Here is a 26,222-nt window from a genome sequence, read left to right as displayed (position 1 = left end):
CGGCTCACCCGCACGGCCGGTCCGGGTCGGTGTAGGCCGGCCGTCCGGAGTAGGCCGCGCGGAGCAGCCGGGCGAAGGCGGCGTAGTCCACGTCCACCTCGCCGGGCTGGAACGCCGCCGCGCGGAAACAGCGGCGGAACACCTCGCTGAACTCCTGGTACGCCGGGGTCAGCGGGCGTGGGCGCGCCCTGGCGATCGCCTGGCGGATCTGCACGGCGAGCTGGGTCAGGTCGGCCTGGCCGATCGGCTGTTCACCCGGCGGCGAGTCCGTGCAGGGCCGGGGCGCCGCGTACGCCGACTTACGGGTCGGCGCGAACCCCCCACAGTCGAACAACTGGCTCTCCGCCTCCTGGTCCGTCAGGAACTCGACGAGGCGGCGGGCCTGCTTTTGTTTCCGGCTGTACGCGGAGATGGCGAGGTTCTGCCCGCCGAGGACGCTGGGTCCCGGCAGCGGCGACACCCCGAACCGCAGCCGGCCGGCGGCGCGCATCCGCGGGTCGGCGGCCAGGGTGCGGAAGGCGTACGGCCAGTTCCGCATGAACGCGACCCGGCGGGCCTCGAACGCCTGGATGCTGTACTCCTCGGTCGCGTCGCCCGAGGTGCGGTCGATCCCGGCGACCTGGGGCGGCAGGTTGGTGTGCACGGCCGCCAGGGCGGATCTCACCTGGGGGGCGTACGCGTCGATGACGACCCGGTCGCCGCGGACCACGTCACCGCCGAAGCCCCAGATGAGCTCCAGCGCGTTCACCGCGCCGCCCTCGTAGTCGGCGAGCTGCAGGGAGTATCCGGCGGGGAAACCGTGCGCGGTCACCGCCTCGGCGGCCTGACCCAGCAGGTCCGGCAGGCCGACGGGAGCCTGCCGCCGGGCGTCGTTCCAGTAGTACAGCAGGCCGACGTCGGCGTTGAACGGCAGCGCGTACACCGTGCCATGCCAGGTCACCGACTGCCTGAGCTCCCGCAGGAAGTCGCCGTCCCAGCCGTGCGGCAGCGGGAACGGAACGATCGCCTTCCGGGCGGCGAACTCCGCGGTCCAGGGCGCGTCGAGCGTGAGCACGTCATAGTCGCAGCCGTGCGCCTCGGAGGCCGCCGCGAGCTGGCTGCGCTGCAGGTCGGCGACGCTGGAGATCTCGACGATGCGGGCCTGCAGATCCGGGTCGTCCTGATGCTGGGAGTTCCACGTGTTGATCAGCGCCTGACGCTCGGCTCCGGCGCTGACGTCCGTACCGGCGGCCACGACGATGCCCGTGTGCCCCGGGCAGGGCGTACGGCCGGCGGAGTCGTTCCACGGCGCCAGCGGCACGAGGACGGCGGCGATGCCGAACACCAGACCGGCCAGCATGGCGGTGCGGTGCCTCCGGAAGTAGCCTGCACGCATCCGCTTCGCCTTCCTCAGGGCTGCGTCGTCGGGTCGAAGACCGAGGTCACCACGTCGCTCGGCTCCCGGCTGCCCGCGTCCACACAGCGCACCGCCGATCCCAGCGCCTTGATCGCCGTGGTGCCCGCGCACGTGTCGGTCCCCGTCAGGACGATGATCGGCCGGGTCTTGAGCGCCTTGCGCAGGGCCGCGGCGCGGGCGCGCGGATCGGCCGCCTCGGATCCGCCGTCGGTGAGGACGACCACGGTGGCGTCCGGGTACGCCGCGACACGGGCGGCGGCGTCGCCGATCGCGTCGTACAGCGGGATGTCGCTGCCCTGGAGCGTCAGGCCGTCCAGCGCGGAGCCGATCCTGCCCGGCCCCGCGGGTGGCCCCGTGGCGCGGAACGGAGACTGCTTCTGGACCCGGGAGAAGACGTCGAGTTCGACGGTGTCCCTGCCGTCGTGGATCGCGGTCTGCGCTGCGGCGCGGGCGACCTGGACGGCGTAGGTGAAGCGGGAGCCGGGCTGCGGCCGGCCACCGCTCATCGACCCGGACACGTCGAGGGCCATGGCGATGTGCAGCGGCGGCCGGGCCTGCGCGAATCGGGTGAGCGTGTCGTTGATCTGATCGCGCCGGTAGGGCCGCACGGGCATGCGCGGGACCGCGCCGAGGTAGAGACGTCCGTCGGTGGAGTCGGCGATGCCCGGGCGGCCGTCGGTGTCCCGGAACGCCTCGCCCTGCAGCCTGTCGTGCCCGAGCCACCGGCGGAAGTCGTCCACCTGGCGGCTCCGGCGTGTCGACGACTGGCCGTCCCAGGAGACGTGGATGAACGGATAGTCGAAGGTGTGCGCGTCCGAGACCTGGTGGACCGTGAGCTTCGGCCCGCCTCCGCCGGGCGCGGGACAGGCGGTGCCCAGCGCCCGGCCGTTGCCGTAGTCGGCCAGGACCTGTTCCGGGGCGATCACCGCGACCCGCTCGTCGGACGCGGGACGGTGCCGTAACGCGCAGAGCAGCGCGGCGGAATCGCTCAGCGGCAGAGCGGCGTCGCCGAGCGCGCGCTCGGTCGTCCGGGGATCACCGAGGGCGCCGCCGGCGTAGAGGTCGACGCTGGCGAGCGCGCCGATCTCCGAGACGTCCGGGCTGGCGCGGAAGATCCGCTGGACGCCGCTGCGGTGGGCCGCGTCGAGCAGCTCGGCGAGGCGAGGGCGGTCCTGGCCGGGCAGCACGTTGTCCAGGTCGCCGCTCGCGGACGAGGAGATCCCGACCGCGAGCGGGGAACTGCCGACCGACCCTTCGTTCTTCAGCCGTACGCCGGGGTGGGGCGCCGCGAGGAGCCGATCGGCCTCGCCGGACGAGGCCGGGATGAGGACGTCCGGCTGGAGCGCCCCGCGCCCGTTCTCCCCGGCGCCCGGCTCGGAGTACCAGCCGTTCTGGAGCCCGGACGCGACGTTGAGGACGCTGCCGGAGGGCGCGACGGCGATCCGCACCGGCCGGCAGCGGGCGGAGTGGGCGGCGGTGTACTCCGCGGCGGCCCGCTGCAGCGCGGTGAGGTTCTCGGGGGCGGTCAGCACCCGCAGGTCCAGGGGAGGGGAGCAGGATCCGCCCAGCACGCCGATCGCTTCGGTGACGGCCCAGCCGGCCCCGGCGACCGCGGCGGCCGTCAGCACGAAGGCGAGGAGCGCCCGGCCGAGCTTCACGAGCTGCTCCCGGGTGTGCTCGACCCAGGCGAGGAGCCACTCGAGGACCTGGTCCTTCTTACCGGCCAGGACCACGAGGCCGGACAGCGAACTGGCCACCGCGATCGCCCAGGCCAGCGCGATCGAGATCTGCCGCAGGTGCCGTAGGAGGAGTGCCGCGCAGATTCCGGCGGCGGGAGCCAGGAAGACGAGCAGCTGCCAGAAGTTGGTGATGACGTCGAGCGACTCGCGCAGGAACTTCGAACGCCCCGATTCGCCGCCTGACGGTCGATCGCTCGTCATGTGGCGGTGCCGCTCCCCTCGGCGCTGGGGTCATCGGGGTCATGAAGTGTAACGCGGTGCTTCCGCACCGGATGTGTCGAACGACACACACCGGATCCGGGGCGGGCTCACCCGCGATGGATCAGCCGTCCTCGTCGCGCTCGGCGATGTCGTGCAGTGCGTCGAGGCGCAGGATGACGATGCGCATCCGGCGGGTGACCACGATCCCCTCCCGTCGCCAGACCGTGAGCGCCCGCGCGACGGTCTCCCGGGCCCGGCCGATCATGGTGGCGAGTTCCTGCTGGGTGAGCGGAAGCGGCAGCGTCACGGTGCCGCCGCCCGGTACGCCGTAGCGCTCGGCCAGGTCGAGGAGGAGCAGGGCGAGCAGTTTCGGGCCGCTCGTGCCCACCTGGGAGGTCATCCGGCGGTCGGCGTCGTCCATCCGTCCGACCATCACCCGGGCGAGGACCTGCGCCGCGTGCGCGTGGCTGTTCAGGAAGGAGGCGAACTGCTCGGCGGGGATGGCGAGCGCACGGACCCGGCCCAGCGCCTTGACGTTGGCCGACCGTGGCCGGCCGTTCAGCCAGCCGCTCTCGCCGATCGTGTCCGAGGGACCCCGGATGGCGAGCATGACCTCCTGACCGTCCGCCCGGCCCGCCGTCACCTTCACCCAGCCGTCCAGAATGATCAGGACGTGGTCGGGGTCGGCGCCCTGGCTGCACAGCAGCGTGCCGGTCGCATACTCACGAGTCCGCCCGGCCGCGCGCAACGCGGCTCGTTCGGACTCCTGCAACGCCTGCCAAAACCCGTGTCTGTTCGCGAGGATCTCCTGCACCCGTTCTCCGTCTGCGCGATGACGGCAGAGATTCGCTATTGAACCTCATTACCTCCAGTGGACCTAATAGAGGGGAAATCTGTCTAGAGGCCGGCACCCGGGACCACTGGGGAGGGGGCGGAGTTCCAGGCCCCCGGACGCCGGCCGGTCGAAGGGTCTCCTCAGCGACCGGAGGCCAGCGCCACCGCGGCGGCGCTCCAGGCGAGGAACGCCGCGCCGGCGACGTAGGCCCAGGCCAGGGCGGTGCGGGTGAGGATCGCACGGTGACGGGCGGCCGCGGTGAGCAGCCGCAGCCGCCGGAACGCCGGGGCCGCGAACTCCGGCTCGTCCGGCGGGGTCATCGCGATGAACCGGTGGAAGTCCTCCTGCGCGCCGGCGGTGACGTTGTGGGCGCGGGTGAGGAGCACCACGACGTAGCCGAGCGCGGCGGCGACAGGGCCGAGGGCGGCCAGCAGTACCACGCCCCGAGCCGAGCCGGCGAGCGACTGGATCGTGCCCCACTGCAGCACCACGCCCATGGCGCTCATCGTGACCACCCAGCCGGCGAAGGCCGTGGCGTGATTCGAGCGCTGCGTCATGGCGAACATCTCCGTCACGGTCGCGAACGCGACCTCATCGTCCCCGGGCGAGACCGGCGTCCGGCGGCTGACAGTGAACGTCATGGGCAGCCTTCCTCGTACGCGGGCCGCAACTTTCACCGACCCTGTCACTGAAATGAGAACGCCGAATATGCCGCCGTAGTGCGCCAAATGACGCAAGAAATGCAAACAGTCACCCGGCGGTCACCTGCCGGGACCGTCACAGCGGGTCGCTCACCCCTCCGGCGGTGGGCAGTGACCCCGTCCGTGGTCAGTGGCCCCCGTCCGTGGTCATTCACCCCCTCCCGGGGTCATTCACCCCGGGAGGCGGTCACTCGCCCTTCGACCGCGGTCACTCGCCCGCGAGAGCGGCGAGGAGCCGGTTGACCGGCCCGTCGAGGCTCCAGCGGTCGGTCAACGCGACCAGACGCTCGGGATCGCGGGGCTTACGCGGTGCATCCGCCTCGAACGCCGGCAGCGGGATGCGCGTGGCGACCCGGACGACCGTCCGCGCGGCCGCGAGGTAGTCCCGGGCCTTCTCCAGCTTCAGGCGGCTGCCCGCGGGGAACCCCGCCGTCTCGCCCGCGTCGAGGGCCTCCTCGACGCCCTCCAGGGAGCCGAACCGGGTGATCAGCGCGGCCGCGGTCTTGTCTCCGACACCGGGCACACCGGGCAGCCCGTCGCTCGGGTCGCCGCGCAGCGTGGCGAAGTCGGCGTACGCCCGGCCGGGGACGCCGTACTTCGCCGTCACCTCCGCCTCGTCGACGACCTGCAGGGCCTTGATCCCGCGCGCGGTGTACAGCACTCGTACGGGCTTGTCGTCGCGGACGAGCTGGAACAGGTCCCGGTCGCCGGTCACGACGTCGACCTCGCCGTCCTGCGCGGTCGCGAGCGTGCCGATCACGTCGTCCGCCTCGTAGCCGGCGGCGCCGATCCGGGCGATCCCGAACGCGTCGAGGACCTCCTCGATCACCGGGACCTGGGTCGCGAGCGCGTCCGGCGTCTGGTCGCCGCCGTCCGCCGCGACCCGGTGCGCCTTGTAGGACGGCAGCGCCTCGACCCGGAACGCGGGCCGCCAGTCCGCGTCCATGCAGGCGACGAGGGCGTGCGGCGAGCGGTCCCGGACCAGGCGCGCGATCATGTCGAGGAGGCCGCGCACGGCGTTGACCGGCGTGCCATCGGACGCGGTCACCGTCTCGGGCACCCCGAAGAAGGCGCGGAAGTACAGCGACGGCGTATCGAGCAGCATGAGTCCACCCACGCCGTCATCCTCTCAGCTTCCGGCCCGCCGGTGGCCCGTACCGGAGACCCCGCCCGCCGGTCAGACGATCTGGATGGCCACGACGCAGGTGTCGTCGTTGGGGTTCGGCGCGCCGAACGCCGACAGGACGCGGTCCAGGACGGTCTCGGGGTCGTTGCTGCCCGCCGTCTCGGCCACCCGCAGCAGCAGGTCCTGGCCGACCTGCAGGTCGCGGTCCCGTCGTTCGATCAGCCCGTCGGTATAAAGCAGCAGCAGGTCCCCCGACTCCAGAGACGTCGTCGCGACGCCGAACTCCGCGTCGTCGACCGCGCCGAGCAGCATCCCGTCGGGCGGGTCGAGCGTCGTGGCCTTGCCGTCGCGGATCAGCACCGGCGGGAAGTGCCCGCCCTGCGCCCACGTCAGCGTGCGGGTCTCCGGGTCGAACCGGCCGGCCAGCGCCGTCGCGGTCAGCGACGTCGGCCAGTGCAGGGTCAGGCGGTTCAGCCAGGACAGCAGGCGGTCGGGCGGCGCGCCGGTGAACGCGAGCCCGCTCAGGCCGTTGCGGAGCCGGGCCATCGCCGCGGCGGCGGTGCGCCCGTGCCCGGAGACGTCGCCGATCGCCAGGAAGACCCCTTCCCCGTCGATCGCGCTCGTCTCGTACCAGTCGCCGCCGACCCGGGACAGGATCCCGGCCGGAAGGTAACGGATCGCCGCCCGCAGGCCGGGCTTGCCGATGACGCGCTCGGGCAGGGGCAGGATCGAGCGCTGCATGTCGATGGCCTGACGGCGTTCCTCGTCCACTCGTAGCTGCTCCAGTTGCCGGCGTGACGCCGTCAGCGCACGCTCACCGCGCCGCCAGCCCGTGACGTCCTGATAGACGCAGCGGACGGCCATGGGCCGGCCCGCCGCGTCGACCACGGGCTCGCCGATCAGCCGGAGCTCGCGGGTCTCCCCGTCGCGCCGGATGTGGATCTCACTGTCGACGGGCTCCCGGCCGTCGACCAGCGTGCTGACCAGGTGGGCGGTCAACGGGACGTCCTCGGGGACGACGACCGCCGCGAGCCGGTCGAGCGGCACCGGCCCTTCCTCGGGATCACGTCCGAAGATCACATAAACCTGCTCGGACCAGTGGCTCGCGCCGGTCGCCGGCTCCCACGTTCCGCAGCCGAGATTGCCGAGGCGCTGGGCGTGCTCGAACTGCTCGAGCAGGTCGTCGGGGGCGGGCCGGGGGCACACCCCGGGGTCGGCGGGCGATCGGCCCGCCGGAACGGCCGTCGACTGTCGCGGGCCCGCGGCCGACGGCGCGTCCTGACCGGCGTCGGCCGTGGGAGAGGCGTCCTGACCGGCGTCGTCGGCGGGAGAGCGGGGCGCCGGGGGCGACTCGCCGTCGCGCGTCTCCGTGGCGAACAGTAATGCGGCAGCGTCCGACGGCGAGATGCCGCTGTCCCGCGCCAACTGGAGGAGGTGCGTGTAGGCGGCGTCGACGCCGCAGCCCAGGCGCTCGGCCAGCGCGCCCTTGGCCTGCTCGATCGGGGCGGTGGTCCGGAGCCTGTCGCGCAGCTGCTCGAGCTCGGCGCGGAGCTGCTCGATCGTCGTCTCCGACGTGTCCGCCTGCTGCTCTGGGGGCCTGTCGCCCGTGGTGTGAGGGAATCCCATGGAGACCACTTTCGATTGTGATCGTCTTCGGGGGCGATGGTGAATCTGCTTCGCTGAGAAGGTCGTCGTCGATTGATATGTGTGTGACACACGAGGCCAGCGGGGTGTCGCGCTCGCCTTGTGCACGCCCTGAGCGTGTACACCATCGTAGCGATTTTCGCTGTCCGTGATGGGGTTATCGCACACAGCGAGCATCATCCTTCGGGCTTGTGCGCCTCTTGTGCATCGCCGGAGCCGTCCCCGTGGCCCGTCGCGCGCGGCCGGAACCCCCGCCGGGGCGCGCCTCGCCGCCCGGCGGCGACCGGCCTGGTCGCGCGGGGGGTAGATTGCGGCCGACACGTAGATTTCACGAGGAGAGGGAACGGTGTGACCAGCCCGACAGCCCTATTCGAGCCCGACCGCCTCGCCCGGGTGCGCGAGGCGACCGCCGACTCCGGACTCGGCGCGCTCCTGCTGACGCCAGGGCCCGACCTGCGCTACGTCACGGGCTACGACGCCATCCCGCTGGAGCGGCTCACGTGCCTTGTCGTGCCCGCGGCGGACGATCCCTTCCTGATCGTCCCCCGGCTGGAGCTGGCCGCCGCGCAGGCCTCCACGGCCGGTGAGCTCGGCGTGGAGCTGGTGCCCTGGGACGAGACCGAGGACCCGTACGCGCTGGCGGCCGGGCGGCTCCCGCGCGACGTCGGCCGCGTCGGCGTCGCGGACCGGATGTGGGCGGTCATGGCCCTGCGCTTCCGCGCGGCGATGCCGGGCGTGGAGCAGGTCGCGGCCGGCCAGGTCCTGGGGGAGCTGCGCAAGCGCAAGAGCGCGGCCGAGATCGAGGCGCTGCGCGAGGCGGGGGCGGCGATCGACCGGGTGCACGGCATCGTCCCGGCCCTGCTGAAGGCGGGCCGTACGGAGCGTGAAGTGGGCCGCGACATCGCCGAGGCGATCCTGGCCGAGGGGCACGCGACGGTGGACTTCGTCATCGTCGGCTCCGGGCCCAACGGCGCGAGCCCGCACCACGAGCTGTCCGACCGGGTGATCCAGGCCGGTGAGCCCGTCGTCGTCGACATCGGCGGCACGATGCCGAACGGATACTGCTCGGACGAGACCCGCGTGTACGCCGTGGGGGAGGCGCCGGCCGACTTCCACACCTACTACGCGGTGCTGAAGGAGGCGCAGGAGGCCGCCCGCGCCGCCGTCCGTCCCGGCGTCACGCCCGAGGCGGTGGACGCGGCGGCGCGCGAGGTCATCGCGGCCGCCGGGTACGGCGAGTACTTCATCCACCGCACCGGCCACGGCATCGGCCTGGAGACGCACGAGGAGCCCTACATCGTGGCGGGCAACACCGAGCCGCTCGAGCCGGGGATGGCCTTCTCCATCGAGCCGGGGATCTATCCGGGACCGCACGGGGCGCGCATCGAGGACATCGTCGTGTGCACCGCCGACGGCCACGAGAGCGTCAACCACGTCACCCGCGACCTGATCGTGGTCGACGCCTGACCGGTCCGCCGTAGAGGGTCCTCAGACCGTCCCAGGAGCGCGGTACGGGATGGTCTGGGGTCCTCGGGCGGGGGTGGGCGTGGGTGCCCGGCTCCGCCGGGCGAGGGCGCCCGAGGCGTCCCGTACGTCTCCTCCGGGTGATAGCGCCCAGATAGTTGGACGTCCTACTATTTCGGAAGGTGCCCCTCAGCGTGGAGGGGCTCGAGGCCGGAGGCGAGTGGACGATGGGCGCTGATCGTGAACTGCCGACCCCGGAGGCGTACGACCTGCTCGAGCTGACCCGCGACCTGGTCGCCGCGCAGCTCGCCCCGCGGGCCGCCGCCGATGAGGAGGCCGGCCGGTTCCCCCGCGAGGTCTTCCGCACGCTCGGCCGGGCGGGGCTGCTCGGGCTGCCGTATCCGGAGGAGTTCGGCGGCGGTGGTCAGCCGTACGAGGTCTACCTGCAGGTCGTGGAGGAGCTGGCCACGGGCTGGCTCGCGGTCGGCCTCGGAGTCAGTGTGCACACGCTGGCGTGCTTCCCGGTCGCGGGTTTCGGTACGACCGAACAGCGGGAGCGGCTGCTGCCGGACCTGATCGGCGGTGAGCCGCTGGGCGCGTACTGCCTGTCCGAACCCCACTCGGGGTCCGACGCGGCGGCGCTGACCACCAAGGCGTACCACGACGGCGGCGCGTACACCGTCAACGGCACCAAGGCGTGGATCACCCACGGCGGGCACGCCGACTTCTACACCCTCTTCGCCCGTACGGCGGCCGACAAGAGCCGCGGCATCTCGTGCTTCCACGTGCCCGGCGACACCGCGGGTGTCCGCGCCGCCCCGCCGGAGAAGAAGATGGGCCTGCGCTCGTCGCCGACCGCCCAGATCCACTTCGACGACGCCCGTATCCCCGACGACGCCCGGATCGGCGCGGAGGGCCAGGGCTTCCCGATCGCGATGGCGGCGCTGGACGGCGGACGGCTCGGCATCGCCGCCTGTGCCGTCGGCGTCGCCCAGGCGGCGCTGGACACGGCGGTCGCCTACGCGCGCGAACGCCGTCAGTTCGGGCAGCGCGTCGCCGACTTCCAGGGGATGCGGTTCATGCTCGCCGACATGGCCACCGGCGTGGCGGCGGCCCGGGCGCTCTATCTGACCGCGGCCCGCCGCCGCGACGCTGGCCGGCCGTACGGCACGCAGGCGGCGATGGCCAAGCTGTTCGCCACCGACACCGCGATGCGGGTGGCGACCGACGCGGTGCAGGTGCTCGGCGGCTACGGCTACGTCAGCGACTTCCCCGCCGAGCGGTTCATGCGCGAGGCGAAGGTCCTGCAGATCGTGGAGGGGACCAACCAGATCCAGCGCATGGTGATCGGGCGGCACCTCGCCGATCCACGGTGACGCCGGAAGGCGATGTCGTGAGGTGACGGTGCGATCGGCGAGGCGCCGGGCGGAGCGGCCTCCTCAGGTCGTTCCGCCGTGAAACCGTCCATCGCGATAGGTTCTGAGGCGTGGAGGACATCGACCAGCAGATCGTGGGCCTGCTCGCCGAGGACGGCCGTATGAGCTTCACGGACCTGGCGCGTGAGACGGGCCTGTCCGTGTCCGCGGTGCACCAACGGGTGCGGCGGCTGCAGAAGCGTGGCGTGATCAGGGGTTACGCGGCGGTGCTCGACCACGAGGCGGTCGGCCTGCCGCTCACCGCGTTCATCTCGATCAAGCCGATAGACCCGGCGGCTCCGGACGACGCGCCGGAGAAGCTCGCCCACCTGCAGGAGATCGAGGCATGCCACTCGGTCGCCGGTGAGGAGAGCTACATCTTGAAGGTGCGGGTGGCGTCGCCCTTCGCGCTGGAGGAGCTTCTCCAGCAGATCAGGGCCGCCGCCAACGTCTCGACCCGGACCACGGTCGTGCTGAGCACCCCCTACGAGGGCCGCCCGCCCCGCCTGTGAGCCGTGGCCGCCGGTGCCGACTTACTTTGTAAAGGGCGCCGCCGGCATTCCTGCCGGGCCCCGCTCCGCGAAGAATCCGCCGTGATGCCACGGACTCGCCACAACTCTGCCGCGTGGACGCCGTGGGCAGGGAGTTCGTCAACTCGTGGCCATGGGGTCGTCGCCTTCCCGTGGCGGGCTCGCGAGAGTACTCGCCATGTCTACGCGAATGCGCCGGGGCACGGCCTCGGGCACAGGGGATTGGCTGCTCGTGTTCCTCCAGGCGAGGGACGCGCCGCCGCGCCGCTGGCACGGCACGGCGACCGGGCCGGGGGAGTGGCTCCTGGTCTTCCTGGAGGCCGCTCGGGCGGGCCGGCTGCTCAGCGGCGGCCTGGAACCGGTACGCGCGAGGGGGGCCTAGTGGTCACGAGGATGCTCTTCGCCGCCCTGTTCGGCGCCGTCATCGGCGTCGCGGAGCTGGTGGGGCGCTACCAGGACAAGCCCGCGGCGGCGGTGTTCTGCCCGTCCGGCCTGCTGTACATCATCGTCAACGCGTCCGCCTCGACGCTGGCGCTCATCCTGGCCGAGTCGATGGGCTGGCGCTTCGCGCTGCCCGAAGGCGCCCCGCCCATCGGCGCCGACGTCGCCCAGGTGATGGCCGCCGCGATCGGCTCGGCCGCGGTCTTCCGCTCCTCCTTCATGATCGCCCAAGACAAGGGCATCAGCATCGGCCCGATCCTCCTGCTCTCCGGCCTGCTGAAGATCGTCGACGCGGCGATGGACCGCAAACGGGCGCTCAGCCGACTGGCCGGCAACGACCTGAACGGGTTGTCCTTCGCCCGCGACCACGCCGCCCTGGCCGAGCTGTGCAGCCACGCCCTGCGGCGGTACGACCTCGCCGAGGCGCAGCGCCTCGGCGAACTCGCCGCCGACCTGCGGGCGCGCGACGACCTCACCGACGCCGACAAGCTGGACTGCTTCGGCCTGGAGCTGAGCCGCCTCGTCGGCGAGAAGGCGCTGCGCAGGGCCGCCGACCGGCTGCGGGACCGGCCGACCCTCGAGGAGGTGGCGGTGACGGTCGAGGACGTCCAGGAGGTGGAGACCGACTTCACCTCACGCCTGGGGGGAGGGAGACGGCTGGCGCGTCGTTCGGAATACTGAGTCCGGTACGGATCGCGCACGGATGAAGGAGGGCGCATGGGCGGACCGGCGGCACGGGTGGGGGAGTTCGCACAGTCGGTGAAGCCGCGCCTGCGCGGCTGGCTGCACGCCGGCACCTTCCCGGCCGCGCTCATCGGCGGGATCGTCCTGGTCGCGCTGGGCCCGACCCTGTCGGCGCGGCTGGCCGCCGCGGTGTACGCCGTGACGTCGGCGCTGCTGTTCGGCGTCTCGGCGCTGTACCACCGGGGCCACTGGTCCGCGCGCGGCGAGGCGGTGCTGCGCCGGTTCGACCACGCCAACATCTACCTGATCATCGCCGGCACGTACACGCCGTTCGCGCTGCTGGCCCTGCACGGCACGGCGCGCACCGTGGTGCTGTCGGTGATCTGGTCGGGCGCCGGGGCGGGCGTGCTGTTCCGCATCGCGTGGGTGCGCGCGCCGCGCTGGCTGTACACCGCGCTCTACGTCGGCCTCGGCTGGGTGGCGGCGGGCTTCATGCCGCAGCTGCTGGACGGTGCCGGTCCGGCCGCGCTCATCCTGGTGTGCGTGGGCGGTCTGCTCTACAGCCTGGGCGGCCTGGTGTACGGGCTGCGGCGGCCGGACCCCTCACCCCGCTGGTTCGGCTTCCACGAGGTGTTCCACGCCTTCACGATCGCCGCGTACGTCGCCCAGTACATCGCGGTGTCGTTCGTCGTCTACCGCGCGGCCTGAGCGCTGGGCGCGGGTCAGTACACCGCCACGCCGTAGGCGCTGAGCGGCCTGGTGATCGGCTCGAAGTACGACACGCCGCCAGCGGCACAGTCGCCGCTGAAGCCCGACAGGATGCCCACCACCTTGTCGCCGTCGTACACCGGCGCTCCTGACAGGAGCGCCGACGCCGGTTGCCTGACAGTGTGAGCATCCGGTCATACCCCTACAAGCCGGAGGGATGACCGGGTGCGGTCAGACCGCACCGGGCCGCTCCGGACGGGGATGCCGGACGGCGAACGCCGACCCGGCGCGAGCAGGGCCCCGGCCGGGCCGGGACCGTGTCGGCCCGGCCCGCGCAGGGCAATATCGTTACTGCTCATGAGCACTCATTTCGACGTCGTCGTCGTCGGCGCGGGCCCGGGCGGGTACGTCGCCGCGATCCGGTCCGCCCAGCTTGGACTCAAGACGGCGGTCATCGAGGAGAAGTACTGGGGCGGCGTCTGCCTGAACGTCGGCTGCATCCCCTCCAAGGCCCTGCTGCGCAACGCCGAGCTGGCGCACATCTTCACCCGCGAGGCGAAGACGTTCGGCATCCAGGTCGACGGCGAGGTGCGCTTCGACTACGGCGAGGCGTTCCGCCGCAGCCGGACGGTCGCGGACGGCCGCGTCAAGGGCGTCCACTACCTGATGAAGAAGAACGGCATCACCGAGTTCAACGGCCGGGGCACGTTCACCGACCCGAACACCATCCAGGTCAATGGTGAGACGGTGACGTTCGACCACTGCATCCTCGCGACCGGCGCGAGCGCGCGCTTGCTGCCGGGCACGTCGCTGAGCGAGCGGGTCGTGACGTACGAGGAGCAGATCCTCAGCGAGGACCTGCCCGGGAGCATCGTGATCGCGGGCGCCGGAGCGATCGGCGTCGAGTTCGCCTACGTGCTGAGCAACTACGGCGTCAAGGTCACGATCGTGGAGTTCCTCGACCGGATGGTGCCGCTGGAGGACGAGGAGGTCTCCAAGGAGCTGGCCCGGCGCTACCGCAAGCTGGGCATCGACGTGCTGACCTCCACCCGTGTCGAGGGCATCGACGAGTCGGGCGACAAGGTCCGCGTCACCGTCTCCAAGGATGGGCAGCAGCAGGTCATCGAGGCCGACAAGGTGCTGCAGGCGATCGGCTTTCAGCCGAACGTCGAGGGCTACGGTCTGGAGAAGACCGGGGTCCGGCTGACCGAGCGCGGCGCGATCGACGTCGACGGCCGGTGCCGCACGAGCGTCCCGCACATCTTCGCCATCGGCGACGTGACCGCCAAGCTGATGCTCGCGCACGCCGCCGAGTCGATGGGCATCGTCGCCGCCGAGACCATCGCGGAAGCCGAGACGATGGAGCTCGACTACGTGATGATCCCGCGCGCCACCTACTGCCAGCCGCAGATCGCCAGCTTCGGGTGGACCGAGGCGCAGGCGAAGGAGAAGGGCTTCGACGTCCAGGTCGCCAAGTTCCCCTTCACCGCGAACGGCAAGTCGCACGGCCTGGGCGACCCGACCGGCTTCGTGAAGATCCTCAGCGACAAGAAGTACGGCGAGCTGCTCGGCGCGCACCTCATCGGCCCGGACGTCACCGAACTGCTGCCCGAGCTGACCCTCGCCCAGCAGTGGGACCTGACCGTCCACGAGGTCGCCCGGAACGTCCACGCCCATCCGACGCTGGGCGAGGCGGTCAAGGAGGCGATCCACGGCCTGGCCGGCCACATGATCAACTTCTGAGACGCCGCCTGGCGCCTCACGAAGGGCGCCGATGTGGCCGGTCGCGGGCGAGGGACGCTCCTGCGACCGGCCGCGGGCGAGGCGTCCCCTGCGGCCGGCCCTGACCTGCCGCCGGACCGGCCGGGCGGCCGCGTCAGGACCCGGAACGCCGCAGGAAGATCGGATTGGTCAGGGCCGCCATCGGGCCCCACATCAGATTCGGGCCCATCGTGTTGCCCTTGCCGGGGCTGCCGTCGGCCATTGGATGGCGCACCTCCGCGCGCACGTACGCGGCGAGCGACGTGGTGGTCCGCCAGACGACGCTGCCCGAGCCGGAGGAGGGCAGCGACTCCTGATGCATCTGGCCCTCGTCGGTGACGAACCGGACCGTGCCGCCCGGAACGCCCTGCACGTCCAACCGGACGTCGATCGGGGCGTCGGCGCGGGCGGTCAGCGTCCCGCCGATGTCGGCGCGCCGGCCGTTGCCGCCGGCGGTGAAGGCCAGCTGGACCGTTCGTGATTCGGCGATCCAGGACCGGCCCGCCCGCAGACCGCCCACGACGGCATCGGTGGTGAGGTCGTCGGCGTACACGACGTTGTGCGGAAGCCCGATGACCTGGGGATCGCTGTGGGCGTCGCTGTTGCCCATGGCCGGGATCCAGCGTCTGCCCTTGCGCACCGCCTCGCCGAGCATGCCGTCCCAGGTGTCGACGGCGGACTCGTCATCGTAGGTCCACGGACCGTTCCACACCTCGACGAGATCGGCGTCGTCGTAGCCGAACTTCCATTGGCAGGCCACGTAGGGGCAGTACGGATGGGCGGGCACCACCAGACCGCCCGCGCCCCGCACCTTCCGGGCGAAGCGGCCGAAGACATCGTCGCGGGAACGGTACCTCCAGTCGATCCACTCTCCGGCCGGCAGCCCGAGGGCCAGCCAGTGGCCGTTCCGGGTGGTGATCTCCTCACCGGTGATGATCAGCAGATCCTCACCGGCGTACTGTCCCCACACTCCGTGGGACGACGAGGTGTTGTGGTCGGTGGACACCATGAAGTCCAGCCCCGCCGCCCGGGCGCCGGCCGCCACCTCGGCCGGTGTCCTCCGGCCGTCGGAGTGCACCGTGTGCAGGTGCCCGTCACCGCGGTACCACGCGCGGCCACGCCCCTTGGCCCGTTTCGGCGGATGGTCCGGCGTGAAGGCGGGTCCGGACGGCCCGTACGTGAGCGTGATCTGCACCGTGTAGTTCATGCCCTGCGGCGCCACCTGGTACGGCCCCAGGACGACATGCCAGGTGCCGGGCTTGATCGGCCCGGGCAGGTAGCCGGGGGTGGCCTCGCCGTTGCTGATCTCGAACGAGGTGCGGAAGCCACCGGACCAGCCGCGAAAGCCCTTGCCGTCGAGCTTGATGCCCCGCTCGTCGAAGATCCCGACGTCGCAGGAGTTTCCCGGAGTGCCGGCGGGGACCGTCGGCCTGTCGTAGGAGTACTCGACCGCGATCCGCTGTACGCCCGCCGGGATCCGCACCGGGATGTAGACGAAGTCCGCCGCGCCGGTCTCGAGGCGTCCTGTGACGACCCGGGTCTCTTGGCCGTCGCCGGTCGTGGTGGCGCCCGTCACGGCGGCGTCGGCCCGGGCGCGGTTGAAGGAGACAGGGGCGAGCGTGAGGGCGACCCCGGTGGCGGCCGCCATCAGCAACCTGCGGCGGTCGACTCCCTCTGCGTTCGGCTCCGTGACACCCGTCTCGGGCGTCGAAGGAACAGAGCTGTGCTGACAGTGTTCATCACGGCACATGGCGTCCTCGTGGGTCGGGCGAAGGGCGGCTCGGGATACGGCGCCGGGCGGGATTTTTATGGATCGGTCCTAATATCGGGTGATCGTCGCGTGAACTACTTTGGATCATCCGCTTTGGATCATCCGCGTGTGACCGGCTTCGGCCAGGCCGGCCGCACGATCGGCTTCCGCGCCCGGCACGGGCCGCCGGTGGCGCCGCGCCCGGCCGGCGGCCTCTTTCGGTCGCGGGGCCCGCCCATTGCGGTGCCAGATCTTGATACTCTCGATCTCACAGGCCGAGAGGCGCTGCAACGGGCGCACGCCCGCCACGCTCGGCCGTCATCGATGTTCTGCAAGGGCGCCTCCCAACAACGGGAGGTGGTCCAGTGGACAGATCCGCTACCGACGACGGCCGGACCGGTCGGCGAGACGCGACGCAGGCCCTGCGTGACCTCCTCGACCGGCGTATCGCGGTGCTGGACGGCGCCTGGGGCACCATGCTGCAGGGCGCGCGCCTCACCCCGGCGGACTACCGGGGCGACCGGTTCGGCGGCCACCCCCGTGACGTCACCGGCGACCCCGACCTGCTGAACCTGACCCGCCCGGACCTCGTTCTCGACGTGCACCGGCGTTACCTCGCGGCGGGCGCCGACATCACGACCACCAACACGTTCACCGCCACGAGCATCGGCCAGGCCGACTACGGGCTGCAGGCCCACGTGCGGGAGATGAACCTGCGCGGCGCGCAACTGGCCCGCCAGGCCGCCGACGAGGCGGGCGGGCGGTTCGTCGCCGGTTCGATCGGCCCGCTCAACGTGACGCTCTCGCTGTCCCCGCGGGTGGAGGACCCCGCCTACCGGGCCGTGTCCTTCGACGAGGTCCGCGATGCGTACGCCGAGCAGATCCAGGCCCTCGCCGACGGCGGCGTCGACCTGCTGCTGATCGAGACGATCTTCGACACGCTCAACGCCAAGGCCGCGATCACGGCCGCCCGCGAGGTCGCCCCGCACCTGCCGCTGTGGATCTCCGTCACGATCGTCGACCTGAGTGGCCGTACGCTGTCGGGCCAGACCGTCGAGGCGTTCTGGAACTCCATCGAGCACGCCGACCCGCTCGTCGTCGGCGTGAACTGCTCGCTCGGCGCCGCGGAGATGCGCCCGCACGTCACCGATCTGGCGCGCCTGGCCGGCACGTACACCGCGTGCCACCCCAACGCGGGGCTGCCGAACGCGTTCGGCGGCTACGACCAGACGCCGGAGGAGACCGCGCGCCTGCTCGGCGAGTTCGCCGGCGCCGGCTCCGTCAACGTCGTCGGCGGCTGCTGCGGCACCACGCCCGAGCACATCGAGCGGATCGCCGCCGCCGTCTCCGGCCTGCCGCCGCGCGGGGTGCCCGCCCCGGAGAAGCGCACCCGCTTCAGCGGCCTGGAGCCGTTCGAGATCGGCCCGGACACCGGCTTCGTCATGATCGGCGAGCGCACCAACGTGACCGGCTCGGCGCGGTTCCGGCGGCTGATCGAGGCCGACGACCACCAGGCCGCCGTCGACGTGGCGCTGGAGCAGGTACGCGGCGGCGCGAACCTGCTCGACGTCAACATGGACGCCGACCTGCTCGACAGCGAGCGGGCCATGACGACGTTCCTGAACCTCGTCGCGACCGAGCCGGAGGCCGCCCGCATCCCGATCATGGTCGACAGCTCGCGGTGGAGCGTGCTGGAGGCCGGTCTCAAGTGCGTGCAGGGCAAGGCCGTCGTCAACTCCATCAGCCTCAAGGAGGGCGAGGAGCCCTTCCTGGAACAGGCCCGCCGCATCCGCGACTACGGCGCCGGCGTCGTCGTCATGGCCTTCGACGAGCAGGGCCAGGCCGACACGACCGAGCGCAAGGTCGAGATCTGCGGCCGCGCCTACGACCTGCTGACGCGGGAGGCGGGGTTCGCGCCCGAGGACATCGTCTTCGACCCGAACGTCCTGGCCGTCGCCACCGGCATCGCCGAGCACAACGGCTACGCCAAGGCGTTCATCGACGCGCTGCCGCTCATCAAGGAGCGCTGCCCCGGCGCCCGTACCAGCGGAGGCATCTCCAACCTGTCGTTCTCCTTCCGCGGCAACGACGTCGTACGGGAGGCGATGCACTCGGCGTTCCTGTTCCACGCCGTACGCGCCGGGCTGGACATGGGCATCGTCAACGCCGGCCAGCTCGCGGTCTACCAGGACATCCCCGCCGACCTGCTCGAACTCGTCGAGGACGTGCTGTTCGACCGGCGTCCCGACGCCACCGACCGGCTCGTCTCCTTCGCCGAGACGGTCAGCGGGAAGGGCACCCGCCGCACGGTGGACCTGTCCTGGCGGGAGGCCCCCGTCGAGGATCGCCTGGCGCACGCCCTCGTGCACGGCATCGTCGACTTCGTCGAGGAGGACACCGAGGAGGCCCGCCAGCGGGCCGCGCGGCCGCTCGACGTGATCGAGGGCTCGCTGATGGACGGCATGAAGATCGTCGGTGACCTGTTCGGCGCCGGCAAGATGTTCCTGCCGCAGGTCGTCAAGAGCGCCCGGGTGATGAAGCGCGCGGTCGCCTACCTCGAGCCGTTCATGGAGGCCGAGAAGGAACAGGCCCGGCTGGAGGGCCGCCTCGAGGCGGAGCGGGGCAACGGCAAGGTCGTGCTCGCGACCGTCAAGGGCGACGTGCACGACATCGGCAAGAACATCGTCGGCGTCGTCCTCGGCTGCAACAACTACGAGGTCATCGACCTCGGCGTCATGGTCCCCGCCGCCACCATCCTCGACACCGCCGTCGCCGAGAACGCCGACGCCGTCGGGCTGTCCGGCCTGATCACCCCCTCGCTCGACGAGATGGTCGCCGTCGCCGCCGAGATGGACCGCCGCGGGCTGAAGATCCCGCTGCTGATCGGCGGCGCCACCACCTCACGCCAGCACACCGCGGTCCGGATCGCCCCCGCGTACGACGCCACCACGGTCCACGTGCTCGACGCCTCCCGCGTCGTCGGTGTCGTCTCGGATCTGCTCGACCCCGACCGGGCGGAGGCCCTGGACGCGAGCAACCGCGCCGAGCAGGACCGGCTGCGCGCCCAGCACGAGACCCGGCAGCGCAGCCCCCTGCTCACCCTCGAGCGGGCCCGCGCCAACCCCGAGCGTGTCTCGTACGACGACCTGCCCGTCCCGGCCTTCACCGGCGTACGGTCCGTCGAACCGGACCTGACGGACCTCCGCGCGATGATCGACTGGCAGTTCCTCTTCCTCGCCTGGGAGCTCAAGGGCAAGTACCCGGCGATCCTGGAGCAGCCGGTGGCGCGCGAACTGTTCGACGACGCCAACACGCTGCTCGACCAGATCATCGCGGACGGGTCGCTGCGCGCCCAGGGACTGTACGGCTTCTGGCCCGCCCACTCCGAGGGCGACGACATCGTGCTCGACGACGGCGTACGGTTCCCGATGTTGCGCCAGCAGACGGTGAAGCCGGAGGGCCGTCCCAACCGCAGTCTGGCGGACTACCTCGCCCCGTCCGGCGACCACCTCGGCGGCTTCGCGGTCGCGATCCACGGCGCCGACGACCTCGCCGCGACGTACGAGGCGGCCGGTGACGACTACCGGGCCATCATGGTGAAGGCCCTCGCGGACCGTCTCGCCGAGGCGTTCGCCGAGTACCTGCACCTGAAGGCGCGGCGCGAGTGGTACGAGCCGGACGCCGACCCCGCCATCGAGGACCTGCACGCCGAACGCTTCCGCGGCATCCGCCCGGCGCTCGGCTACCCGGCCAGCCCGGACCACAGCGAGAAGCGCACGCTGTTCGACCTGCTCGGCTCGGAGCGGATCGGCATGGACCTGACCGAGTCGTTCGCCATGACGCCGGCGGCGAGCGTCAGCGGCCTGCTGTTCGCGCACCCGGCGTCCCGGTACTTCACCGTGGGCCGGATCGGCCGCGACCAGGCCGAGGACTACGCCCGCCGCCGCGGTATCCCTCTCGGCGACGTCGAACGCTGGCTCCGCCCGAATCTCGCCTACGACCCGGAGTGAGGTCCTGCCCGGAGATCAGCCCTTCAGGCGACGTACACCGGTAACGCGTGGTTTGTCGGGATAAGTGGCCTTGGCTACTCGTTCGTCACCTGGCCGGGGTTGAGTGCGACACGACGGTCCCTCGCACGTCGGAGTGAGCGGAAGGGCGGTCGCGCCGCCGAGTCGCCGTGATCGGCTACTATCGGAGTAGTAGCCGATCGGGTGCAGCCGTTCCGTCGGATCAGGCGATGAGGCTCGGGCGGAGGTGAGGCCGGCGTGGAGCACTCCGGGCGTACGGCAGAGGCCGCGAGCGTCGCCGACACGGCGGCCGGGTACCAGGAACGGGCCGCCCGTGCCGCGATCGTCCCTTCGTCGGTGGTGCGGCTGCTGCTGGGGGCCGGCGTCGCCGTGGCCGTCGTCGTCCTCGGTGTCACGCACCGCGCGGCCGTCGACGCCGGTGGGGACAGTCTGGCCGGCGCGGACGGGGAGTGGCTCGCGCTGGCCGTGCTCGCCACCGTGGCGATGTGGATCGCCGGCACGGTGTCGCTGTTCGGGGTGATGCCGGTGCGTCCTCCGGTGGGGCGGGTGTTCGCGGTGCAGTTCGCGGCGTCGTTCGTAAACCACCTGCTGCCCGCCGGGTCCGGGGCGATGGCGGTCAACGTGCGTTTCATGCAGCGCTACGGGGTGTCACGGGGCGCCGCCGTCGGTGCGGTCGGCCTGAACTCCCTGGCCACCGGTGTCACCCACCTCGCGCTGCTGGCGGGCGCCCTGGTGCTCGCCCCGTCCGTGCTCGACCGGGCGCGCCCGCCGGGGCGGCCGCCGAGTGGCCACGCGGTGACCGGGCCGCTGGCGTACGGCGGTCTCGGCATTCTCGTGCCGGCCGGGATTATCGGCGTGCTGGTCCTGTCGGCGCTGGCCTTCCGCCGTCCGCGGAGTTGGGTGGCCCGCCGTGCCCGCGAGGCCGCGTCGGCGGTCGCGCGGATGGTACGGGAGATGGGACAGCTGACCGCGGTGCTGCGGCATCCGGGCCGGGCGGCGGCGCTCTGGCTGGGCTCGGCGAGCCTGCCGCTGTTCCACGCGCTCGTGCTGTTCGCGATACTGCGCAGTCTCGGGGTCTCGCTCACGATCGGGACCGTCTTGGTGCTCTATGTCGGGGTGTCGGCGCTGACCGCCGTCCTTCCGTCGCCAGGGGCGATCGGCGGGCTCGACGTGGCGCTGATCGCGGGGCTGACCGCCACCGGTGCGTCGTCCGCGGTGGCGGTCGGAGCCGTCCTGGGGTATCGGCTGATCACGGTGTGGCTGCCCCTGTTGCCCGCCGCCTGCACGTTCGCGGTGGTGCTGCGCCGCCAGATCATCTGACCGCGCCGGCGCCCCGCGGCCCTGCCCGCCCTTCGTGAGGGCGGACAGGGCACCGACCGAAATACGTGCTGTGACGAGTTCGCCGCGCCGGCCTATGGGTGACGGCCGATTCGGGCCTCCCGCGTGCCCGCGGTCAGCGGGAGCGGGGACTAGTCGTCATCCCCCCCGAAGCCCCCAAGCCCGAGGCCGCCGAACCCGTCGAACCTGCCGTCGCGCCGGAACTCACGCTGCCGCTCGGACTGCGCCTGGTTGTTCCTGGCGATGGCGATGTTGTTGTTCCGGTTACGGATGCGGATCGGGATGTGGTTGAAGACCTCGTTGTTGTTGAAGTTGGTGTTCCGGTGGCGCGAGTGGAATCGGAAATGGTGCGAGAAGTGGCTGCAGCAGCCGCCGCCCCAGCCGCCGCCACCCCACGTGGGGACCTGCGCGGACGCGGGTGAGCTCGTCACCAGAGCGCCCGCAGCGGCGGCAAGCGCCAGAACGCCGGTAGCGCATGTCTTCTTCAGCACGTCAGTCTCCTTCTATGTCGGAACCGAACGATAGCCGTCACGCTGGCGCTTTCCTGATTTTCAGGTCCGCGCCGTGATTTGTAACATTCCCCGGCAGATTCCGGACAAGACAAGTGCTGGGTAACTTGGTAACAAAGACGCAGTTCGTGAAATCGGACGTATCGGTAAGTGTCCGAATATTCCCAGCGGTGGCCCTGCCCGCTTTTTCCGGTGCGGGCAGGTGCCGGCCGGTGATAAGCCGCTGAGATGAGGTCTTTGTCCGGCCTGGGTGACGACCGATCGGCCTCGCGACGGCTCAGGACCGGTGGAAGCGAGGGCTAGTCGTCATCGAACCCGAATCCCCCGTCGAGCAGGCCGTCGCCCCCGAAGAACCCGCCGTCGCGTCCCCGGCCGTTCGTGGCGATGGCGACGTTGTTGTTGCGGTTGCTGACGTTGACGCTGGTGTGGTTGAAGATCCGGTTGCTGTTCCAGTTGCTGTTCCCGCAGCAGCCGCCGCCCCAACCGCCACCCCAGCCGCCGCCCCACGTCGGGGTCTGCGCGGACGCGGGTGAGCTCGTGAGCAGAGCGCCCGCGGCCGCGGCGAGTGCCAGGAGGCCGGTGGCGCATGTCTTTTTCAGCACGTCGCTCTCCTTCTTGTTGGAACCGCACGAAACAGGTGCAGGCGGCACTTTCCCGATTCTCTGGTCTGTACCGCGACTTATACCATTCCCTGCGTCATTCCGGACAAGACAAGCCTCGAGTAAGGTGGCAATAAAGACGTAGAGCCTAGAATCGGACTTATCGGCTTGTATGCTGATATAACGAGTGATCGCCTCGACAGGCAGTTACTGTCACCCGGGCGCGGCGGCCTGTTCCCCGAAGCCGGCGCGGAGGCGGTCGTGGGCCTCGGGAGGGGCGCCGGTGGCGTCGAGGCCGAGAAGGGCCGCGCCCAGGAGCGGAGGAGCCTCGACGACCATGAGCTCGGCCCGCGGGGCGACCTCCGCGAGCCCGGCCTCGATCGCGGTCATCAGCTGCGGGTGCCGGGCGGCCAGGACGCCGCCGCCGAGCACGACCTCCACGGAAGTGTCGAGCAGGTCCAGGCGGCGCAGCGCGACGGCGGCGAGCGCGACGACCTCCTCGGCCTGACGGTCGACCAGGCCGCGGGCGACCGGGTCGCCGTCGGCCGCGACGGCGAACAGCACCGGGGACAGCTCGCCCAGCCGCCCCTCGTGAACCTCCCCGAAGTGGATCGCCAGCCCCACCTCGCTCGCGCTGTCGCGGCCGAAGTGGGCGGCGACGGCGGCCGCCAGGGCGGTACGCGGGCCGCGGCCGTCCTCGGCGCGGACGCCGTGCCACAACGCCTCCTCGCCGAGGTGGTGCCCGCCGCCCCAGTCGCCGGTCACCCTGCCGATCGAGGGAAATCGCGCCACCCGCCCGTCCGGGGCGACCCCGACGCAGTTGATGCCCGCCCCGCACACCACCGCGACGCCCCAGCGTTCGGTCGTGCCGGCCCGCAGCAGCGCGAACGTGTCGTTGCCGACCCGCACGCTACGGCCCCACCCGCGCTCGGCGAACAGCCGGTGGAACCGCTCTTCCTCCACCGGCAGGTCCACGTTGGCCAGGTAGGCCGAGACATGGTCCACGGGAGAGACCGCCCCGGCCGACGACAGCGCGCGCGTCACCGCGTCGACGACCGTGTCCACCGCCCGCCCCACACCGTCGGCGACCGGGCGGAAGCCGCCGCCCCGCGCGGTGGCCAGGACCTCGCCCCGGCCGGTCAGCACGGCGACGTCGGTCTTGCTGTTGCCGCCGTCGATCGCGAGGATCACGCGGTCACCGCCCAGGGCAGGTGGGCGGCGTTCGCGGCGACCAGGCGACGGGCGAGCTCGTCGGCGGTGCTCGCCTGGCCGATGAGGGGATGGGCGAGCAGCGCGTCCGCGACCCGGTCGACACCGCCCTTCAGCGCCGCCTCCAGGGCCAGCTCCTCGTACGCGGAGACGTGCGCGATCAGCCCGGCGTACAGCGGCTCGACCGGGTCCACCGGCAGCGGATCCGGCCCGGCGGAGCCGATCCGCGCCGGGACCTCGATCACCGCCTCCTCCGGCAGGAACGGCAGCCGGCCGCCGTTGCGGACGTTGACGACCTGGACGTCGCCGCGGTCCCCGGCCAGGGACGCGACCAGGTCGACGGCGGCCTCGGAGTAGTACGCGCCGCCGCGCTCCTCCAGCAGCGCCGGCTTCTCGTCCAGCGCCGGGTCGGCGTACATCTCCAGCAGTCCCTCCTCGATCGCCGTGACCTGCTCCGCCCGCGACGGGGCGTGCAACTGCTCGGCCACGATCGCGTCGTGCTCGTAGAAGTAACGCAGGTAGTACGACGGGACCACGCCGAGGCGGCGGATGAGAGTGGTGGGCAGCCCGAGGTCGGCGGCGATGTCCTCGGCGTGGTCGGCGAGCAGCCGCGGCAGCACGTCCTGTCCGTCGACGTGCACCGCGCGTTCCCACGTCAGGTGGTTCAGGCCGACGTGACCGAGCCGTACGCGGTCCGGCGGCACACCGAGCAGGGCGGCGAAGCGGCGCTGGAAGCCGATCGCGACGTTGCACAGGCCGACCGCGCGGTGCCCGGCGTCCAGGAGCGCGCGGGTGACGATGCCGACCGGGTTGGTGAAGTCGACGATCCAGGCGTCCGGCGCCAGCGCCGCCGCCCGCTCGGCGATCCTCAGTACGACCGGCACGGTCCGCAGGGCCTTGGCCAGCCCGCCCGCGCCGGTCGTCTCCTGACCGACGCAGCCGCAGTCCAGCGGCAGCGTCTCGTCGACGTGGCGGGCCGCCTGCCCGCCGACGCGCAGTTGCAGCAGCACGGCCGACGCGCCGTCGACGCCCTCGTCCAGGTCGGACGTCGTACGGATCACGCCGGGGTGGCCCTGCCGGGCGAAGATGCGTCGCGACAGGCCGCCCACCAGGTCCAGGCGGCGCTGGTCGGGGTCGACCAGCGCGAGCTCCGAGACCGGCAGGGTCGCGCGCAGCCGCGCGATGCCGTCCACGAGCTCCGGCGTGTACGTCGAGCCGCCGCCGACCACACAGATCTTCACCCCTTCACCCCCGTCAAGGTCACGCCCTGGATGAACACCCGCTGGGCCAGGAAGAACACGATGATGACCGGCAGCACGGTCAGGAGGGTCGCGGCCATCGTGAGGTTCCACTCGACGTGGTGGGCGGCGCGGAAGGTCGACAGGCCGACCGCGAGCGTCCACGTCTCCGGCTTGGTGTAGATGAGCGGGCCGAAGTAGTCGTTCCAAGCGTAGAAGAACTGGAACAGCGCCACCGCGGCGATCGCCGGCCGGGCCATCGGCAGCACCACTCGCAGCATCGCGGCGATCTCGCCGCAGCCGTCGACGCGGGCGGCGTCGGCGTACTCACGCGGGATCGTCATGAGGAACTGCCGCAGCAGGAAGATCGAGAACGCGTCGCCGAACAGCATGGGGATGATCAGCGGCCACAGCGTGCCGGTCAGGTGGAACCGCGCCCAGACGATGTACATCGGCACGATCGTGACCTGCGGCGGCAGCATCATCGTCGTGATGACCAGGACGAACGCCGTCTTCCGGCCGCGGAAGCGGAACCGCGCCAGCGCGTACGCGACGGGGATGCTGGAGAGCAGCATGAACACGGTGGCCAGGACCGCGTAGATCAGCGTGTTGACGAGCCAGCGCACCATCACGCCGTGGTCGGTGGTCAGCGCCCTGCCGAAGTTCTCCCAGTGCCACGAGCTCGGCCACAGGGCGCCGGTGAGCGTCTGGTTCGCGCTCATCACCGCGGTGAGGAACATGAACACCAGCGGCGCCAGGAACATGATCGCCAGTGCGATCGCGATCGCGTGGGTGGCGGTCCAGTACAGGAACCGCCGCCCGCGTCCGCCGGCGGCGGCCGGGCGCCGCGGCGCGCCGACGGCGGAGGGCCGGGCCGCGAGGGTCGTCGTGCCGGTCAAGGTCGCC

The 26,222-nt window shown here is 71.8% G+C and carries 22 protein-coding genes and 1 riboswitch; of the genes, 9 read left to right on the top strand and 13 right to left on the bottom strand.

Annotated elements, in window-relative coordinates; translation table 11 throughout:
- Positions 1–4: 4 nt before the first annotated feature.
- The 6 genes from AB0L00_RS15620 to AB0L00_RS15595 form a co-directional block, all read right to left on the bottom strand.
- Complete coding sequence (locus AB0L00_RS15620; RefSeq protein WP_364433787.1) at positions 5–1,375, bottom strand: extracellular solute-binding protein; 1,371 nt, start codon at positions 1,373–1,375, stop codon at positions 5–7.
- A 14-nt stretch (positions 1,376–1,389) separates the two neighbouring features.
- Positions 1,390–3,336, bottom strand: a complete 1,947-nt coding sequence (locus tag AB0L00_RS15615) for a hypothetical protein (RefSeq protein WP_364433784.1) — start codon at positions 3,334–3,336, stop codon at positions 1,390–1,392.
- A 121-nt stretch (positions 3,337–3,457) separates the two neighbouring features.
- Positions 3,458–4,150 (bottom strand): Crp/Fnr family transcriptional regulator, encoded by a 693-nt coding sequence (locus tag AB0L00_RS15610; protein WP_364433781.1) that lies wholly within the window; start codon positions 4,148–4,150, stop codon positions 3,458–3,460.
- Between the two features lie 161 nt (positions 4,151–4,311).
- On the bottom strand, positions 4,312–4,812 hold the full coding sequence (locus tag AB0L00_RS15605) for a hypothetical protein (protein WP_364433778.1): 501 nt from the start codon (positions 4,810–4,812) through the stop codon (positions 4,312–4,314).
- A 268-nt stretch (positions 4,813–5,080) separates the two neighbouring features.
- Positions 5,081–5,989: a 5'-3' exonuclease gene (locus tag AB0L00_RS15600; RefSeq protein ID WP_364433775.1), complete on the bottom strand. Its 909-nt coding sequence runs from the start codon at positions 5,987–5,989 to the stop codon at positions 5,081–5,083.
- A gap of 60 nt (positions 5,990–6,049) precedes the next feature.
- Entirely contained in the window at positions 6,050–7,624 is a 1,575-nt protein-coding gene (locus tag AB0L00_RS15595) for a SpoIIE family protein phosphatase (protein ID WP_364433772.1), read from the bottom strand.
- 366 nt (positions 7,625–7,990) lie between these two features.
- On the opposite strand from AB0L00_RS15595, the gene AB0L00_RS15590 reads away from it, so the two are divergent.
- The 6 genes from AB0L00_RS15590 to AB0L00_RS15565 all read left to right on the top strand — a co-directional run bounded on the left by AB0L00_RS15590 (position 7,991) and on the right by AB0L00_RS15565 (position 12,884).
- A complete protein-coding gene (locus AB0L00_RS15590) occupies positions 7,991–9,109 on the top strand; it encodes a Xaa-Pro peptidase family protein (RefSeq protein WP_364433769.1) in 1,119 nt (372 codons plus the stop codon).
- A 224-nt stretch (positions 9,110–9,333) separates the two neighbouring features.
- Positions 9,334–10,482 (top strand): acyl-CoA dehydrogenase family protein, encoded by a 1,149-nt coding sequence (locus tag AB0L00_RS15585; RefSeq protein WP_364434440.1) that lies wholly within the window; start codon positions 9,334–9,336, stop codon positions 10,480–10,482.
- 110 nt (positions 10,483–10,592) lie between these two features.
- Positions 10,593–11,033: an Lrp/AsnC family transcriptional regulator gene (locus AB0L00_RS15580; RefSeq protein ID WP_364433766.1), complete on the top strand. Its 441-nt coding sequence runs from the start codon at positions 10,593–10,595 to the stop codon at positions 11,031–11,033.
- 196 nt (positions 11,034–11,229) lie between these two features.
- Positions 11,230–11,433: a hypothetical protein gene (locus AB0L00_RS15575; protein ID WP_364433763.1), complete on the top strand. Its 204-nt coding sequence runs from the start codon at positions 11,230–11,232 to the stop codon at positions 11,431–11,433.
- A complete protein-coding gene (locus AB0L00_RS15570; RefSeq protein ID WP_364433760.1) occupies positions 11,433–12,173 on the top strand; it encodes a hypothetical protein in 741 nt (246 codons plus the stop codon). The genes AB0L00_RS15575 and AB0L00_RS15570 overlap by 1 nt, the downstream gene beginning before the upstream one ends.
- A gap of 36 nt (positions 12,174–12,209) precedes the next feature.
- A complete protein-coding gene (locus AB0L00_RS15565) occupies positions 12,210–12,884 on the top strand; it encodes a hemolysin III family protein (protein WP_364433758.1) in 675 nt (224 codons plus the stop codon).
- 14 nt (positions 12,885–12,898) lie between these two features.
- On the opposite strand, the gene AB0L00_RS15560 is transcribed toward AB0L00_RS15565, so the two are convergent.
- A complete protein-coding gene (locus AB0L00_RS15560; protein ID WP_364433755.1) occupies positions 12,899–13,024 on the bottom strand; it encodes a hypothetical protein in 126 nt (41 codons plus the stop codon).
- Positions 13,025–13,241: 217 nt separating this feature from the next.
- Between AB0L00_RS15560 and lpdA the strand changes: the two genes are divergently transcribed.
- Positions 13,242–14,627 (top strand): dihydrolipoyl dehydrogenase, encoded by a 1,386-nt coding sequence (gene lpdA / locus AB0L00_RS15555; protein WP_364433753.1) that lies wholly within the window; start codon positions 13,242–13,244, stop codon positions 14,625–14,627.
- Positions 14,628–14,760: 133 nt separating this feature from the next.
- On the opposite strand, the gene AB0L00_RS15550 is transcribed toward lpdA, so the two are convergent.
- Positions 14,761–16,293 (bottom strand): CehA/McbA family metallohydrolase, encoded by a 1,533-nt coding sequence (locus AB0L00_RS15550; protein WP_364433750.1) that lies wholly within the window; start codon positions 16,291–16,293, stop codon positions 14,761–14,763.
- A gap of 373 nt (positions 16,294–16,666) precedes the next feature.
- Positions 16,667–16,745: riboswitch (S-adenosyl-L-homocysteine riboswitch) on the top strand.
- 15 nt (positions 16,746–16,760) lie between these two features.
- Between AB0L00_RS15550 and metH the strand changes: the two genes are divergently transcribed.
- The gene (gene metH, locus AB0L00_RS15545; RefSeq protein ID WP_364433747.1) at positions 16,761–20,405 is read left to right on the top strand and encodes a methionine synthase; all 3,645 of its coding nucleotides are present in this window, start codon (positions 16,761–16,763) and stop codon (positions 20,403–20,405) included.
- 255 nt (positions 20,406–20,660) lie between these two features.
- Entirely contained in the window at positions 20,661–21,743 is a 1,083-nt protein-coding gene (locus AB0L00_RS15540; RefSeq protein WP_364433745.1) for a lysylphosphatidylglycerol synthase transmembrane domain-containing protein, read from the top strand.
- Between the two features lie 149 nt (positions 21,744–21,892).
- On the opposite strand, the gene AB0L00_RS15535 is transcribed toward AB0L00_RS15540, so the two are convergent.
- The 5 genes from AB0L00_RS15535 to AB0L00_RS15515 form a co-directional block, all read right to left on the bottom strand.
- The gene (locus tag AB0L00_RS15535; RefSeq protein WP_364433742.1) at positions 21,893–22,252 is read right to left on the bottom strand and encodes a hypothetical protein; all 360 of its coding nucleotides are present in this window, start codon (positions 22,250–22,252) and stop codon (positions 21,893–21,895) included.
- Positions 22,253–22,569: 317 nt separating this feature from the next.
- Entirely contained in the window at positions 22,570–22,872 is a 303-nt protein-coding gene (locus AB0L00_RS15530) for a hypothetical protein (RefSeq protein ID WP_364433739.1), read from the bottom strand.
- A gap of 210 nt (positions 22,873–23,082) precedes the next feature.
- On the bottom strand, positions 23,083–24,060 hold the full coding sequence (locus AB0L00_RS15525; protein ID WP_364433736.1) for a BadF/BadG/BcrA/BcrD ATPase family protein: 978 nt from the start codon (positions 24,058–24,060) through the stop codon (positions 23,083–23,085).
- Entirely contained in the window at positions 24,057–25,319 is a 1,263-nt protein-coding gene (locus AB0L00_RS15520; RefSeq protein ID WP_364433733.1) for a 6-phospho-beta-glucosidase, read from the bottom strand. The genes AB0L00_RS15525 and AB0L00_RS15520 overlap by 4 nt, the downstream gene beginning before the upstream one ends.
- Complete coding sequence (locus AB0L00_RS15515) at positions 25,316–26,215, bottom strand: carbohydrate ABC transporter permease (protein ID WP_364433730.1); 900 nt, start codon at positions 26,213–26,215, stop codon at positions 25,316–25,318. Before AB0L00_RS15515 ends, AB0L00_RS15520 begins: the two co-directional genes overlap by 4 nt.
- Between the last annotated feature and the right edge of the window lie 7 nt (positions 26,216–26,222).

Origin of the sequence: Actinoallomurus sp. NPDC052308, from assembly GCF_040679195.1 — a bacterium.
GTDB lineage: Bacteria > Actinomycetota > Actinomycetes > Streptosporangiales > Streptosporangiaceae > Actinoallomurus > Actinoallomurus liliacearum.
The sequence above is the reverse complement of the archived record's forward strand: the minus strand, read 5'-3'. Positions and strand labels throughout refer to the sequence as shown.

Coding starts and splice junctions, on each gene's coding strand:
- AB0L00_RS15620 (WP_364433787.1), bottom strand. CDS start 1,375: ATGCGTGCAGGCTACTTCCGGAGGCACCGCACCGCCATGCTGGCCGGT.
- AB0L00_RS15615 (WP_364433784.1), bottom strand. CDS start 3,336: ATGACGAGCGATCGACCGTCAGGCGGCGAATCGGGGCGTTCGAAGTTC.
- AB0L00_RS15605 (WP_364433778.1), bottom strand. CDS start 4,812: ATGACGTTCACTGTCAGCCGCCGGACGCCGGTCTCGCCCGGGGACGAT.
- AB0L00_RS15595 (WP_364433772.1), bottom strand. CDS start 7,624: ATGGGATTCCCTCACACCACGGGCGACAGGCCCCCAGAGCAGCAGGCG.
- AB0L00_RS15585 (WP_364434440.1), top strand. CDS start 9,334: ATGGGCGCTGATCGTGAACTGCCGACCCCGGAGGCGTACGACCTGCTC.
- AB0L00_RS15575 (WP_364433763.1), top strand. CDS start 11,230: ATGTCTACGCGAATGCGCCGGGGCACGGCCTCGGGCACAGGGGATTGG.
- AB0L00_RS15565 (WP_364433758.1), top strand. CDS start 12,210: ATGGGCGGACCGGCGGCACGGGTGGGGGAGTTCGCACAGTCGGTGAAG.
- lpdA (WP_364433753.1), top strand. CDS start 13,242: ATGAGCACTCATTTCGACGTCGTCGTCGTCGGCGCGGGCCCGGGCGGG.
- AB0L00_RS15550 (WP_364433750.1), bottom strand. CDS start 16,293: ATGGCGGCCGCCACCGGGGTCGCCCTCACGCTCGCCCCTGTCTCCTTC.